A 13,389-nucleotide genomic window follows, 5' to 3' on the forward strand; every position below is an offset into this window, starting at 1 on the left:
TGAAAAAACAACCTATGATTTTGTAATGGGTGTTCATAATATTATTATGTAAACTAATAAAAACCCACATAGTAAATGAACTATGTGGAGTATGCGATCAAAAAGGTGTCCATATCACTTGTTGAGCCTGTTTTAGTCTTGCTTCTGGCTCACGCCAGTCAACGACATGCCACCACCGGTCTACATATTGCGCCTTTTCATTTCGATATTGGAGGTAATAGGCATGCTCCCACACATCAAGAGCAAGAAGGGGGATGACGTCCCATTGCGAGAGGAACTGATGGCGCTCTGCTTGTAAAATGTCTAAACGTTGAGATCGCGGGGACCATACAAGGATCGCCCATCCGACACCTTCTACTTGTTTGGCAGCAGCTGAAAAATGTGACTTGAACGCCTCATAGCTGCCAAATGATTGATCAATGAGACGAAGCATTTGACCAGTAGGTTTTCTTTTCCCTGAAGGACTCATGGAAAACCAAAAGATACAATGTAAATAATGTCCTGCCCCATGAAAGGCAAGCTCACGTTCCCAATGCTTGATCATGGTAAAGTCATTGGTTCTTCTTGCTTTTTTTAGTGCAAGTTCAGCTTGATTTAGCCCATCAACATAAGTTTGATGATGCTTTTGATGGTGCAAGTACATAATTTCTTTTGAAATATAAGGTTCGAGCGCGTCATACCGATAAGGCAGTGGTGGTAACTGATGATTTCCAGCTGCTACATCGCGCACTTCTTCGTGTGGCTGCATGTCTTCTGCAATACTTTCGGCTAGTTCGTACCATTCTTGTTCACTCGAATGGTCATCCTCCATTTTGAGTCGTAAATGTTCCACTTTTCGATGAATTTTATCATCTTGCCACACATGTTGAATCGTGCTAAGCCACTCTTTGAGCTGTGAGCGATATTCTTCTTTATTCATGTATACGCCTCATTTCCTCTAAAAATGTAGAACAAGCCATCATCGGAAACACAAATGGGTAGCTATGATAGGTGATGTAAAATTGTTTTGGCAGTCCAATGCCGACTGGATAGTACATGGCTTCTTCAGTATGGTGATGGTTCACTAAAAAGGAGACAGCTTTCAAAATGCCTGCGTTATTTGCTTTCTCATATTGGAGGAGCGCCTCTGTCGCCCATGCGGTTTGAACCACTGTGCCAAAGGGAAGCGGGACATAGGTTTTCAGTTCTGCACTTTTACACGATTCTCCGAAACTGCCATCTTCAAGCTGAATCTGCTTTAGGAAACGGCACGCTTTTTGCACAGCAGGGTGTGAGGAGGGAATGCCAGCCGCTTTCAGTCCTGTTAACGCTGCCCAAGTTCCATAAATATAACAAACACCCCATCTGCCAAACCATGATCCGTTTTTCTCTTGGTGGTCAATGAGCCATTTTACACATCGATCTTTTTTCCTGAGAATCGAGGGTGAAGCAGTATCTTTTTCTTCTAAACCAATCAAATGGAGCACACGACCAGTAATATCAGGAGTTGATGGATCAATCGCCGCATCCTCCGCAGATTCAAGCGGAAGGTGACGAAGCAGAAAGTGATCTTGATTTTTTTCGAAAGCAGAAAAGCCGCCATCACGGTTTTGCATGGAGAGAAGCCAGTCATATCCTCGTTTCCACTGAAGTGGAGCGTATTCTTTTGGGATCGCTTTTAACACAATTTGCGTGTCATCACAATCAGGATTATTCGTATTGATATGTGAGAAACCAAAGCCACCAGGAGCAGCATGCCGGTTATGAACTGCCCAATCCGCTTTCTTCATTTGCTGGCGGTCCAGCAAATAGGTGAAGGAATTCATGATCATGGGATCTTCTCGTTTTCTTCCTGCTCTTTGAGAAGCGTAACTGACAAGCGCTGTATCCCACACAGTCGAGGTGGAATTCTCAGCATATATCTTGCCTTGACAGGAGGTGACGAGATTTTTCATACCCCTGACTGCTTTTTGAATGAGATGATGTCCAGGGGAGTACCCAAGGCTCATGAGGGCATAGACCATAAAGATGGTTGCACTTAAGTACAAGACGGTCAAACATGTATCGCTTTGCCGCTTCATATCCGAAAAAGTCGAGCCGGCTGTCGAGGGCTGTATATGACCGCATATACATGAGGAAGTGATCAGTCGAACGTTCTTCTCTTGCCATAAACCAGTCAAATGGATTTTTAGACATGTTTTCATCAAGATGGGCTAATGATGGAAACGCACCATGAGAGGTATACCGTTTGTTCAGTGCGATCATCATGGGGACAAAATGAATCCTTGCATAGGCACTAAGGTGGTAGAAGTGCAGCGGAAAAGACGTAGGGATGAGTAAAAGGGAAAGAGGTGCATAGAAGTAGGGCCAAGGGTGCATGCCATTTACGGCAAGCATCCACTTTGTCATAAAATGAACGCTCTTTAGTCCACCTTTTGAGCGAATATATTGTGCTGCTTTTTCCATATGGGGCTCGTCTTTTTGAAATCTGCCAGATGCGAGCATGCCGCAATAACCTTGTACTGTAGCTGTGAGATGTCCCGACTGGTCATGATACAAAGAAAAGGAACCATCTTCATTTTGTTTGGCATGTATTGCTTCGGCCAATTGATGGATCAATTGCTGATCGGGGTCACCAACGGCTTTTAACAGCATAATGAAAAAAGCATTTGTCATCATAGGTCCTTCAAAGCAGAAAATAAATGCGCCATCTTCTCTTTGTCTACGTTCTACCTGCATGTGCAGTTCATCGATATATTCGTTGACTCTCGTTTTTAAATCTTGCATTCGGCCATGCTCCTTTCCTTTATCACTATATTCAGGAGTCGGCCTGTCACATGACAGCTCAAAAAAAGCCGATGACATCGTCACCGGCTCAGCGTGTCGACAAACCCTCGCATTCTTTGTCAGTCCTGCGTTCCGGTGCTCACGAATGTCAAATTCGCTCCAGTACTCGTCCTTCCTAGACTGCAAAGGTTTTCTATCACGCTGAAAAAAAGACAAAAGGCTAAAATCAAGTTCATTTTAGCCCTTTGTCAACAATCTGAGCCGATGACATCGTCATCGGTTTTCTTAAATGATTAGTCTTGCAGATTAATCCACACGCTTTTGACTTCTGTATAGTTGTTAAGGGCATATGATCCCATTTCTCTGCCAAGGCCTGACTGTTTATATCCGCCAAACGGGGAGGCGGCATCAAAGACATTATAGCAGTTGACCCAAATGGTTCCTGCTTCTAGGCGTGCAGCGATATCGTGGGCATGCTTTAAGTTTTCTGTCCAAAGTCCTGCCGCTAACCCATAGTCAGATTGATTGGCCCGTTCGACCACTTCATCAATGGAATCGTAAGGAATCGCAGATAGAACTGGACCGAAGATCTCTTCTTTTGCGATTGTCATTTCATCTTCTACATCTCTAAAGACAGTAGGGGAGACGAAATAGCCTGCTTCATAAGGGCAGTCACCACCGACTACGGCTGTTGCACCTTCTGACTTCCCTTTTTCGATATAACCTAACACACGTTCATGCTGCTCTTTACTCACTAGAGGCCCAATCTGGGTATCATGATGAAGACCAGCTCCTTGTTTTAAGGATGTCGCATATTTAGCCATTTGATCGACAACTTCATCATATTGGCTCCGGTGCACAAAGACCCTTGATCCTGCACAGCACACTTGGCCTTGGTTAAACATCACGCCGTTTAATGCACCTGGAATGGCTTTCTTTAAATCGGCGTCTGGTAAAATAATATTCGGCGATTTTCCGCCAAGCTCTAAAGTAACACGCTTGATGGATTTGGCTGCTTTTTCCATGATCAATTTCCCAACACTTGTTGATCCAGTGAAAGCCAGCTTATTGACATCAGGGTGATCGGTTAATGCTTCACCGGCTGTTTCACCAAATCCAGGAACGATGTTAATCACGCCTTCTGGGAATCCGGCTTTATCCACTAATTCAGCTAAATATAAAGCAGATAGCGGTGTTTGTTCAGCTGGCTTTAAAACGATGGTGCAGCCTGTTGCTAGTGCAGCACCCATTTTCCACATGGCCATGAGGAGCGGGAAGTTCCAAGGAATGATTTGTCCCACAACGCCAACAGGCTCATGGCGGGTATAATTAAAATATCCCTGGCTGACAGGAAGGGTTTGTCCAGTCATTTTTGTGGTCCACCCTGCATAATAGCGCATGTGCTCAATGGCAAGAGGGATATCCGCATTGGTTGTTTCATTAATTGGTTTTCCATTGTCAAGTGTTTCCAGCTGGGCCAGTTCTTCTTGGTGTTCTTCCATTAAATCTGCCAGCTTAAACATCAAGCGGGCACGTTCGGCTGCAGACATAGAACGCCAAGGTCCATGGAACGCCTTTTTAGCAGCTTTTACTGCCTCATTAATGTCGGCTGCACCTGCTTCATATACATCAATAAGGGTTTCTCCTGTGGCAGGGTTAGGTGTAGAGAATGTTTTGTTATCATGACTTGTGATAAACTGACCGTTAATGTAGAGTTTTTTCGTCCCTTGGAGAAAAGATTCGAGTTTTGAACTGATTTGAAGTGTTGTAGAGCTCATAAATAAACAAACCTCCTTAAAGATATGGGTTTTGTTCTGCGAGTTCTAGGTGGAAAAAGTGGACATGAAGCATTTTGTATACGCACACATTTGTAAACGTATACATTTATCATATTACACGACATGTTTGAAAGCAATCGATAACACTCATTGCATTTCACGAAAAATTGGCTACAATAAATGTATAGATGAAAAAAGGAGTTTTTAAATCATGATCCATCAAAACTGGCAAACGGCTGAAACGGTAAAACAAGTAAAATGTGTACATACAAATGCGAAAAAATATATGGTTGACCGGGCATTAACGGTTGGACACACATATGATGTGAAAAATGAAACAGAGGAATTCCTCTTTGTCGTTGATAATACGGGTAAAGTAGGCGGGTACTACAAAGAGTATTTCGAAGACAATTCTGCTGAATGATTTTGATGGTCATCACTCATACTAAGAAAAACAGTAAAGGGTGATGAAGATGAAAAAGCAACAGCAAGAAGAGCAGAAACATCAAAATGCTTGGCATGACAATGAAGATGCTGATATGGCGATTACACTTGAGCAGATTTCTGATGTGTATGCCGAAGGAACGATTGATACCCCAAAAGATGAATAGTCATTTAAAACAGTGATTTTACATAATCACTGTTCAGATTGTTGACAAAGGGCTAAAATGAACTTTATTTTAGCCCTTTGTCTTCTTTTCAGCGTGATAGAAAACCTTTGAAGTCTAGGAAGGACAGCTACTTTTGCGGAGCGAATTTGCCATTCGTGAGCACCAGAGCGCAGGAATGACAAAGAATGCGAGGGTTTGTCTACACGCTGAACAGTGATTTTACATAATCACTGTTTTTTTATGGTCCCATAACGAATGATTTCTTGAAAAAAAATGAAACTTTTTTCCTGCTTTAACAGTCTAAATAAGTAGAGGAAAGAGCATCGGATCAAAAAGAAAAAGTTAAATGAAATTTAATCTATTCGTAATGGAATAACGACGATTTATAGCGTATTCTATAAGTGAGAATAAAACGTACCCACAGAGCCGTGTGGCCGTTTTGTCATAAAGGAATTTGATGCAGGAAGAGGGGGTTTACGTGGGTATTTTTTCTGTCAGTAAACAAAATGATCATAAAAAATTCGAATCCTTATTAATTGAAGGAGAAAGAATTGAGGCTGTTTACAGACTGCGTCACGACCAAATTTGTTTCACTAATAAACGACTGATCTTTGGCGATAACCGCGTATTTTCTAAAAAGAAAGTCAGGGTCTCCTTGCCGTATCGATCAATAGAAAGTTTTGCCATTCAAGAAGCTGGCGTGTTTGATCAGGACACTGGTATGCTGCTTGTTACAAGCTCAAAAGTATTTGAACTCGATTTTTCTAAAGATACAGATTTGAGTGACGTGCAGGCCATTTTAACAAAACATCTTTGCTGATCAACGATGCGATTACATAGATCACATGCACTTTTCTCATTCTTTGTTCTTATTTTTATCTATCGCACATCTCTTGAGCTTTTCCCATTACAGCGGGAAAGGCTTTTTTCTATTCGTGTGTTTGAATCACATCAAAAAAGGATAAAGATGAAACAGATACAGAAAGGAGAATGAACAATGAAAGTATTAGTTGCTGGAGCAAACGGACATACAGGGAGACTTGTCATTCGATATTTAAAAGAAAAAGGACATGAGCCACTTGCTCTCATTCGAGATGAAAAACAAGCAGATGCGCTAAAAGAACTTGGGGCAGCGCCTGTCATCGGTGATCTTGAAAAGGATGTGACAGATGCTGTGAAGCAAGCAGAAGCTGTCATCTTTGCAGCTGGTTCAGGCTCAAAAACAGGTGCAGATAAAACCATCGCTGTTGATCAAGAGGGGGCAAAACGCCTCGTAGATACAGCCAAAAAAGAAAATATTCAGCATTTTGTGATGCTGAGTTCTTATAATGCCGACGATCCTCATCAAGGAAAAGGACAAGGTAGTATGGAGATTTATTATGAAGCGAAAAGAAAAGCCGATGAACATTTAAAACAGTCTGGTCTTTCTTACACCATTGTGCGGCCAGGAGCACTGCTGCATGAGGAGAAGACAGGGAAAATAGAAGCAGCGGCTCATATTCCAGACGATCGTGACATTGAGATTTCAAGAGAAGATGTAGCCACTGTATTAGTGGAAAGCTTAACGGAATCCAATGTGAAAAATAAAGCTTTTGACTTAATCAAAGGTGATACACCAGTAGAAGAAGCACTTCGCAATCTTTAAATGAAGAAAGCTGCTGCCAAAGGCGGCGGCTTTTTTGATGTTTTCATTTCGCATGGAGCGGGAAGGTAAAGAGAAAGGAGTGATTGACCGTGAGCTTAACGAAAGAGCAAAAAGCTGATTTATATGAAAGACTTATTCAATTAAAAGAAGATGTGAAAGGATCAAAAAAGAAAGAAGAATCCATGCTGGCCGAATCGAATGAGATTTCAAATGGTGTTGGAAACCATATCGCAGATCACGGAAGCATCTATTTAGACCGCATGACCGAACAGACGCTGGATCAAGTCGATGATCAGCTCGAAGGTGAAATTGATGCGGCGCTTAAGCGGATGGAAGACGGAACATATGGAATTTGTGAAAAAACAGGAAAAGACATTCCATATGAACGTTTGAAAGCAGTACCCTATACTCGTTATTCAATTGATGCAAAGAAAAATGAAGAAACCAATCAAGATCCAAATGAATTTGACCGTTCGTTCTCTGAGCAAATGCGTGATTTAACAAATAGAGAAACAATGGATCAATTACATTCAGATACGTATGAAAGGCTAGAAGAAGAGCAAGATGTTGATGTAGATGAGGAAAAATAACATGATGAGAGGAATTTATGTTTTCTCAACATAATGTTTTTCCCCGTCTACATGGACAAAAATCTTGTATACATGAGTATTTTTTTAGAAAAAACATATCTTGAAATTTAATAAACTTTCGTGTAGTATAGTTTAAAGGCTGCGATGCGCGTAATGTTAATTAAGTTTTAACCTTTAAGCTGTAATAGGGAGTTTTATATTGAAGCCGGAATGTCACGCCTCCTTCGAGAGGAAGACAGGAACGTTTCTGCAAACACCCACTTTGAGGAGTGGTGGTTTAAAACTTTCTTACTTAGATTACGGCATCCGCAGCTTTTCCTAGGATGATTCAAGCCATTTTCCATTTTTGGAAAATGGCTTTTTATTTTGTCCAAAAGACGATTTTGAACAGACCGAATGTGGTTGTACAAATGTATGTTAAAATAGACAAAACAAACGACGGAGAGGGAATTGGATGTTACAACAAGCAGAAGCACTTCTTAAACAATATTATGGCTTTGATACTTTTAGACAAGGACAAAAACAAGCCATTGAATCGATTGTGAATAAACGGAAGGATACGGTCTGCATTATGCCGACAGGCGGAGGGAAATCGGTTTGCTACCAGATTCCTGCTCTTATGATGGAAGGAACGACAATCGTTGTATCTCCGCTTATTTCTTTAATGAAAGATCAGGTTGATGCGTTAAATGAGATGGGAATACGATCGTCCTTTTTAAATAGTACACTTTCAGCAGGTGAAATGAATACAAGGCTGAAAAAATGTGAACAGGGGGAGTATGATTTGCTTTATATCACCCCTGAACGCTTACAAAATGAACGTTTTTTTCAGCTGCTTGATCGATTGACGATTCCTTTAATGGCTATTGATGAAGCGCACTGTATATCTGAGTGGGGACATGATTTTAGACCGAGCTATCGCTTTATACAAGAATGTGTAAACAAGCTTTCAAAAAGGCCTGTTATTGTAGCATTAACAGCCACTGCTACAAAGAAAGTCCAACAGGATATATGTGAGCAGCTTGGCATGGACGAAGAAGAAACAATCTTTACTGGTTTTGCTAGAGAAAATTTGTCTTTTCAAGTGGTGAAAGGGCAAAACAGCGACCAATTCATCACACAATATATGAAGAAAAACAGTCTTGAGTCAGGCATTATTTATACAGCCACACGAAAAGAAGCAGATCAAATTTATCATCGTCTAAAAAAGCAAAAGATCAAAGCGGGTGTTTATCACGGAGGATTAGATGATGAAGTCAGAGAAGAACAGCAAAATCTTTTTTTAAATGATGATATTCAAGTAATGGTAGCTACATCTGCATTTGGTATGGGGATTAATAAGTCTAATGTACGTTTTGTCATTCATCATCAAATTCCAAGAGATATTGAAAGTTACTACCAAGAAGCAGGACGTGCCGGGAGAGACGGGCTTGAAAGTGAATGTATTTTGCTGTTTTCACCGCAAGGCGTACGCGTGCAGCGCTTTCTCATTGAACAATCAACAGAAGATGAATTGCGGTATCAGCATGAATTGCTCAAGTTGAGACAAATGGTAGACTACTGTCATACGGAACAGTGCCTTCAGCAATTTGTGATGGATTACTTTGACCAATCATCAAGTGCCCCTTGTCAAAAATGCAGCAACTGTCTAGACGAGAGAGAGCGTGAAGACGTCACGAGAGAAGCACAAATGGTTTTGTCATGTACCGTTAGAATGAACGAACGATTCGGAAAAATGATGATAGCTCAAGTATTAGCCGGCTCTAAAAACAAAAAAGTACTTGATTTTGGTTTCGACCGGCTTCCTACTTATGCTTTAATGAAACAGCATTCAGCCCAACATATTAGTGATTTCATTGAATTTTTAATTACAGAAGAGTATTTACACATGTCTGAAGGAGCTTTTCCAACACTAAAAGTGACACAAAAAGGAAAGAAAGTGCTAGTGGGGCAGGAGACCGTCTATAAAAAGCAGGCGATAAAGGCAGAGGCTATTCAAGAAAATGATGCATTATTTGAGCAGTTAAGAATGGTCAGAATGAAGTTGGCAAGAGAGCAGGGCGTTCCGCCATTTGTTGTCTTTTCTGATCAAACATTGAAGGAAATGTCAGCAGTAGAGCCTAAAACAGAAGAAGAACTTTTAAATATTAAAGGTGTCGGCGCACAAAAAAGAGAGAAATATGGAGATGTTTTTTTAGAAGAAATTCGTTTATTTATAGAAAAAGAGAAAAACTAAAGAGTTTGAAGAAGGAAAATAAATTTTTTTCGTTTCACTTGGACGCGTTTTCATCATGATGATTTCCATCCCTACAAAACCTTGATATGATGCGGAATTGAGCCATTTAGTGGGCTGATTTACCAATGGAGAGAGATGTTTCATGTAAAGGAACTGTAATCTAAAACATATCGTTTTGTTATTGAAATGACATTTACATATGTTACGATAGCACTCGTTAGCCGCCATAAAAAGCTAACAAGGGAGGATTTACTTTATGAAGAAGACTATTATGTCCTTGGTTGCTGTTGCAGCAATCTCAACAACAGCATTAGGAGCACAGCAAGCTTCTGCAAAGGAAATCACTGTACAGAAAGGTGATACACTTTGGGGAATCTCTCAAAAAAATGATGTGTCTCTAAAGGACCTAAAGGGTTGGAACAATTTATCTACAGACATGATCTATGTAGGAGATAAATTGACAATCTCTTCAAAAGAGAAAACTCAGGAGCAGTACAAAGTCCAGAAGGGGGACAGCCTCTGGAAAATCGCTCAAAAATTCAATGTGTCAATTAGCGATATTAAGTCTTGGAATAACTTAAACTCAGATATAATTATGATTGGTTCAACATTAAGTGTTGCTGGTCAAAGCTCAGCTCCGGTAAGCTCAGAACCTGTTCAAAAACAGGCACCTGTCCAAAAAGAGCAAACAACGAAAAAAGCTGCTCCTAAAAAGGAAACAGCTAAAGCAGAATCATCTTCTGCTAGTCAAAGTGTTCAAAAAGAAATGACTGTAACGGCTACGGCTTATACAGCAAATGATGGTGGCATCTCAGGTATCACTGCAACAGGGGTAAACTTAAACAAAAACCCAAATGCAAAAGTAATCGCAGTAGATCCTAATGTCATTCCATTAGGAAGTAAGGTTTATGTTGAAGGCTACGGTGAAGCCATCGCAGCAGATACTGGCGGCGCAATTAAAGGTAACAAAATTGATGTACACGTACCAAGCAAATCCCAAGCTAAAAATTGGGGCGTAAAATCAGTCAAAGTGAAAGTACTTAACTAGTAGTCTATTGTTTTTGGAAGAAAGCATCAGGTGGCGGCCTGATGCTTTTATTATACCTTTTTTTGGGCAAAAATACACATATTTTTCTGAAAAATTCGCATTTTCGACAAAAACCAGCGTATAAGCCCATCTCAACGCTGGTTTTTGTGTCGTTAGCTGTCCACCCAATAAATTTCTCCGCTTTGCTCTTTCCAATTAATTTGGACATCAAAATGGTGTTTTTCATAAAAATGAATCAGGCGGTCCACATGGTTCCAATCTCTTTTGACGAGATCCCCAGTAATGACTGGAATGTTTTGCTCTCTTGCGATTTCTTTTAAATGCTTCATACAAATTGATCCATAGCCATTATCAGGCGGGCCTTTAATATCGGCAATGTGAATCTTTCCTTCTTCAGGATATTCCGCGATCAAGGAAAAATCAGATTGTCCGCGAAAAGCTTTTTCACAATCGCTTAACATGATTTTGCACGTCTCTGCATTCTCAATTGCAGAGACGATCATCCATTCATCTTCCTTCGCTTGATCAATGCCAATAATCTTTGCTTTTTTTGAAATATCTTTTATATTTTCTTGCATTCGATACATTTGGAACTGCAACTGCTGTAATTCTTGCTCTAATGTCTTCACATCTTTTGTTGTTTCCTGTAAGATTGACAAGTCTATTGCTCCTTTCATAGAAGAGTTGATAAAAACCACACAAATTCCCATTCTAAAGGAAGTGTGTGGATCTTTCAAGCCGCTAGAAGGCAGGCAATCGGCAAGTTTGTCTAAAATTCGACGAAGACAGCGAATTCATTGACTTTAGAGAGAAAGTTAAATAACATACTCTTAGTCGGAACTAATAAAGAGAGGTTTTCAAACATGAACGAACAGAATCAAAAACCGAAAAATTTCACCGGCATTGTTGTCTTTTTAACAATTGCCATAAACGGCTTAATTGCTTTATTATTTTTCATGCCAAAAACAGATAAATTTAGTCATCTGGATATTACATTTCTGCCGTTACTGAATGCCGTGATGAACAGTTTTACGTTTATCTTTTTACTTTCAGCGCTCATTATGATTAAACAAAAGAACATTAAAGCCCATAGACGATTTATCTTTGCGGCTTTTTCAACAACACTTGTCTTTTTAATTTCGTATGTGACGTATCATTCAATGGCAGCTGATACACACTTCGGGGGAGAAGGAATCATTCGTCCGATTTACTTCTTTATTCTCATCACACATATCGTCTTATCTGCCGTCATTGTACCGCTTGCACTGATCACTCTCTTTAGAGGCGCACAAATGCAAGTCGAACGTCATCGTAAAATTGCCAGATGGACCATGCCTCTTTGGCTCTATGTCAGTCTAACAGGTGTCATCGTATATATTATGATTTCTCCATATTACAGCTAACGTATGTCCATCTGGACATACGTTCTTTTATTTACAAGATGAAGTGCTTTGGATAAAATGGGAATTGGGTATCCGACTTGCACGGTATCTTCCCACCTATAGAATCACATCATGTCTGGCCGTTTGCTCGTTTGGAGAACACAATTGAACGAAACGGGGGTTATATGATGACTGAACAATTGCAGTACAAACCGGGGCTTGAAGACATTGTGGCAAGCGAAACGTCAATTTCGTTCCTAGATGTCCAGCAAGAAGAAATTGTGATTCGCGGTTATGACCTCATCGAGCTGGCACAAAGCAAGACGTACTTAGAAACAGCCTATCTGCTCATTTATGGAAGATTACCAGATGCAATGGAATATCACCAATTTCAGCAAGATATTTCCTCACAAACAAGCTTACATCCAACCATTCAAACCATTTTGACAAAACTGCCAAAAACCACTCACCCAATGGATGCCATGAGAACGTGTTTATCTGCTCTTGCAGGGTACGATGAACAACTGAATGATCGATCAGAAGCATGCCAACAAGCGCGTGCCGTTCGATTACTTGGCCAGCTGCCAGCGATTGTTGCGGGAAGCTATCATATTCTCACACAAGACACCACACCTACTCCAGACCAGACCAAATCCTACACTGAAAACTTTCTAGCGATGTTAACAGGCCGCACTCCGGCACAAGACGAAATCAAAGCATTTGACCAAACGCTCACGCTTTATAGTGAGCATGAGCTGCCGAATTCAACATTTGCAGCAAGAGTCATTGCATCTACTCACTCTGACATGTATGGTGCTTTTACTGGAGCGATTTCTTCATTAAAAGGTGACTTACACGGAGGCGCAAACGAAGCAGTCATGCACATGCTGCTCGAAGGCAAAACAACAGAAGGTTTCCTTGCGCTCATCGAACGTAAATTAGCCGCAAAAGAAAAAATGATGGGCTTTGGACACCGGGTATACATGAGAAAAATGGACCCAAGAGCGGCACTTTTAAAACGATCGTTGAAAACGCTTACCGAATCAAAAGGAGACACGACGCTTTATGACATGTGCGTCGCAGGCGAGGCATACATGAAAGAAAAGAAAAACCTCTATCCAAACCTTGATTATTACGCAGCACCTATTTATTACGTGCTCGGCATTCCTATTTCACTTTATACACCGATTTTCTTTGCTGCGAGAGCAAGCGGATTAGCAGCGCATGTCATCGAGCAGCATTCACACAATCGGATTTTTAGACCGAGAGTACGGTATTTAGGACCAAGAGGATTAAAAGTCTCAAATGATGATGGAAAAACGGGGGAATGAAG

General features: G+C 40.7%; 12 protein-coding genes, 1 other RNA gene and 1 pseudogene. 10 read left to right on the forward strand and 4 right to left on the reverse strand.

Features of this window, described 5'->3' with window-relative positions:
* Positions 1–97 precede the first annotated feature (97 nt).
* The 3 genes and pseudogenes from FBF75_RS14510 to FBF75_RS14520 form a co-directional block, all read right to left on the reverse strand.
* Complete coding sequence (locus tag FBF75_RS14510; protein ID WP_136944861.1) at positions 98–919, reverse strand: superoxide dismutase; 822 nt, start codon at positions 917–919, stop codon at positions 98–100.
* Positions 912–2,766: pseudogene (locus FBF75_RS14515) on the reverse strand (terpene cyclase/mutase family protein). The gene FBF75_RS14510 and the pseudogene FBF75_RS14515 overlap by 8 nt, the downstream one beginning before the upstream one ends.
* Positions 2,767–3,059: 293 nt before the next feature.
* On the reverse strand, positions 3,060–4,544 hold the full coding sequence (locus FBF75_RS14520; RefSeq protein ID WP_136944862.1) for an aldehyde dehydrogenase family protein: 1,485 nt from the start codon (positions 4,542–4,544) through the stop codon (positions 3,060–3,062).
* A 211-nt stretch (positions 4,545–4,755) separates the two neighbouring features.
* On the opposite strand from FBF75_RS14520, the gene FBF75_RS14525 reads away from it, so the two are divergent.
* The 8 genes from FBF75_RS14525 to FBF75_RS14560 all read left to right on the forward strand — a co-directional run bounded on the left by FBF75_RS14525 (position 4,756) and on the right by FBF75_RS14560 (position 10,674).
* Complete coding sequence (locus FBF75_RS14525; RefSeq protein WP_017367443.1) at positions 4,756–4,968, forward strand: DUF6501 family protein; 213 nt, start codon at positions 4,756–4,758, stop codon at positions 4,966–4,968.
* A gap of 49 nt (positions 4,969–5,017) precedes the next feature.
* The gene (locus FBF75_RS14530) at positions 5,018–5,155 is read left to right on the forward strand and encodes a YozQ family protein (protein WP_017359491.1); all 138 of its coding nucleotides are present in this window, start codon (positions 5,018–5,020) and stop codon (positions 5,153–5,155) included.
* A gap of 478 nt (positions 5,156–5,633) precedes the next feature.
* On the forward strand, positions 5,634–5,975 hold the full coding sequence (locus FBF75_RS14535; protein WP_008346505.1) for a PH domain-containing protein: 342 nt from the start codon (positions 5,634–5,636) through the stop codon (positions 5,973–5,975).
* A 177-nt stretch (positions 5,976–6,152) separates the two neighbouring features.
* Positions 6,153–6,800, forward strand: a complete 648-nt coding sequence (locus FBF75_RS14540) for an SDR family oxidoreductase (RefSeq protein WP_017367442.1) — start codon at positions 6,153–6,155, stop codon at positions 6,798–6,800.
* An 89-nt stretch (positions 6,801–6,889) separates the two neighbouring features.
* Entirely contained in the window at positions 6,890–7,390 is a 501-nt protein-coding gene (locus FBF75_RS14545) for a TraR/DksA family transcriptional regulator (RefSeq protein ID WP_017367441.1), read from the forward strand.
* Between the two features lie 133 nt (positions 7,391–7,523).
* Positions 7,524–7,709, forward strand: a non-coding RNA gene (gene ssrS / locus FBF75_RS14550) — 6S RNA.
* Between the two features lie 135 nt (positions 7,710–7,844).
* On the forward strand, positions 7,845–9,626 hold the full coding sequence (gene recQ, locus FBF75_RS14555; protein ID WP_136944863.1) for a DNA helicase RecQ: 1,782 nt from the start codon (positions 7,845–7,847) through the stop codon (positions 9,624–9,626).
* Positions 9,627–9,882: 256 nt separating this feature from the next.
* The gene (locus FBF75_RS14560) at positions 9,883–10,674 is read left to right on the forward strand and encodes a LysM peptidoglycan-binding and 3D domain-containing protein (RefSeq protein WP_007500712.1); all 792 of its coding nucleotides are present in this window, start codon (positions 9,883–9,885) and stop codon (positions 10,672–10,674) included.
* Between the two features lie 152 nt (positions 10,675–10,826).
* Here the strand turns inward: FBF75_RS14560 and FBF75_RS14565 are convergent, their stop codons facing one another.
* The gene (locus FBF75_RS14565) at positions 10,827–11,333 is read right to left on the reverse strand and encodes a GNAT family protein (protein ID WP_019743302.1); all 507 of its coding nucleotides are present in this window, start codon (positions 11,331–11,333) and stop codon (positions 10,827–10,829) included.
* Between the two features lie 204 nt (positions 11,334–11,537).
* Between FBF75_RS14565 and FBF75_RS14570 the strand changes: the two genes are divergently transcribed.
* Positions 11,538–12,077: a DUF420 domain-containing protein gene (locus FBF75_RS14570; protein ID WP_008346516.1), complete on the forward strand. Its 540-nt coding sequence runs from the start codon at positions 11,538–11,540 to the stop codon at positions 12,075–12,077.
* Positions 12,078–12,244: 167 nt separating this feature from the next.
* Positions 12,245–13,387 carry a citrate synthase gene (mmgD, locus tag FBF75_RS14575; protein WP_019743303.1) on the forward strand — a complete coding sequence of 381 codons (1,143 nt, stop codon included), beginning with the start codon at positions 12,245–12,247 and terminating at the stop codon, positions 13,385–13,387.
* Positions 13,388–13,389: the final 2 nt, after the last annotated feature.

The organism is Bacillus sp. S2(2019) (assembly GCF_005144805.1).
GTDB lineage: Bacteria > Bacillota > Bacilli > Bacillales > Bacillaceae > Bacillus > Bacillus altitudinis.

Excerpts from the sequence above, each read along its gene's own strand:
- FBF75_RS14510 (WP_136944861.1), bottom strand. The coding sequence starts at position 919 with ATGAATAAAGAAGAATATCGCTCACAGCTCAAAGAGTGGCTTAGCACG.
- FBF75_RS14520 (WP_136944862.1), bottom strand. The coding sequence starts at position 4,544 with ATGAGCTCTACAACACTTCAAATCAGTTCAAAACTCGAATCTTTTCTC.
- FBF75_RS14525 (WP_017367443.1), top strand. The coding sequence starts at position 4,756 with ATGATCCATCAAAACTGGCAAACGGCTGAAACGGTAAAACAAGTAAAA.
- FBF75_RS14530 (WP_017359491.1), top strand. The coding sequence starts at position 5,018 with ATGAAAAAGCAACAGCAAGAAGAGCAGAAACATCAAAATGCTTGGCAT.
- FBF75_RS14540 (WP_017367442.1), top strand. The coding sequence starts at position 6,153 with ATGAAAGTATTAGTTGCTGGAGCAAACGGACATACAGGGAGACTTGTC.
- recQ (WP_136944863.1), top strand. The coding sequence starts at position 7,845 with ATGTTACAACAAGCAGAAGCACTTCTTAAACAATATTATGGCTTTGAT.
- FBF75_RS14560 (WP_007500712.1), top strand. The coding sequence starts at position 9,883 with ATGAAGAAGACTATTATGTCCTTGGTTGCTGTTGCAGCAATCTCAACA.
- FBF75_RS14570 (WP_008346516.1), top strand. The coding sequence starts at position 11,538 with ATGAACGAACAGAATCAAAAACCGAAAAATTTCACCGGCATTGTTGTC.
- mmgD (WP_019743303.1), top strand. The coding sequence starts at position 12,245 with ATGACTGAACAATTGCAGTACAAACCGGGGCTTGAAGACATTGTGGCA.